The 904-nt window shown below is 58.2% G+C and carries 1 rRNA gene; it reads left to right on the forward strand.

Features of this window, described 5'->3' with window-relative positions:
• Positions 1–904, forward strand: a 23S ribosomal RNA gene (locus tag CW362_RS42830); the annotation flags it as partial.

Below are 904 nucleotides of genomic sequence, written 5' to 3' on the forward strand. Positions count from 1 at the left end.
GAGGTTGGCTTAGAAGCAGCCACCCTTGAAAGAGTGCGTAATAGCTCACTGGTCTAGTGATTCCGCGCCGACAATGTAGCGGGGCTCAAGCGTACCGCCGAAGTCGTGTCATTGCAGCAGATAGCCCCAACGGGTGCTGTGATGGGTAGGGGAGCGTCGTGTGCCGGGTGAAGCCGCGCCGGAAGGCAGTGGTGGACGGTTCACGAGTGAGAATGCAGGCATGAGTAGCGATACACACGTGAGAAACGTGTGCGCCGATTGACTAAGGGTTCCTGGGTCAAGCTGATCTGCCCAGGGTAAGTCGGGACCTAAGGCGAGGCCGACAGGCGTAGTCGATGGATAACCGGTTGATATTCCGGTACCCGCTGTGAAGCGTCAAACATCGAGCCCATTAATGCTAAGGCCGTGAAGCCGCCCCGATCTCTTCGGAGTTGAGGGGAGTGGTGGAGCCGCCGGCCCAAGGTGGTAGTAGGTGAGTGATGGGGTGACGCAGGAAGGTAGTCCATCCCGGGCGGTGGTTGTCCCGGGGTAAGGGTGTAGGCCGTGTGATAGGCAAATCCGTCACACATCAAGGCTGAGACCTGATGCCGAGCCGATTGTGGTGAAGTGGATGATCCTATGCTGTCGAGAAAAGCCTCTAGCGAGTTTCATGGCGGCCCGTACCCTAAACCGACTCAGGTGGTCAGGTAGAGAATACCGAGGCGTTCGGGTGAACTATGGTTAAGGAACTCGGCAAAATGCCCCCGTAACTTCGGGAGAAGGGGGGCCACGTCCGGTGATGAGTCTTGCACTCTGAGCTGGGGGTGGCCGCAGAGACCAGCGAGAAGCGACTGTTTACTAAAAACACAGGTCCGTGCGAAGCCGTAAGGCGATGTATACGGACTGACGCCTGCCCGGTGCTGGA

Origin of the sequence: Streptomyces populi (assembly GCF_002911015.1) — a bacterium.
GTDB lineage: Bacteria > Actinomycetota > Actinomycetes > Streptomycetales > Streptomycetaceae > Streptomyces > Streptomyces populi.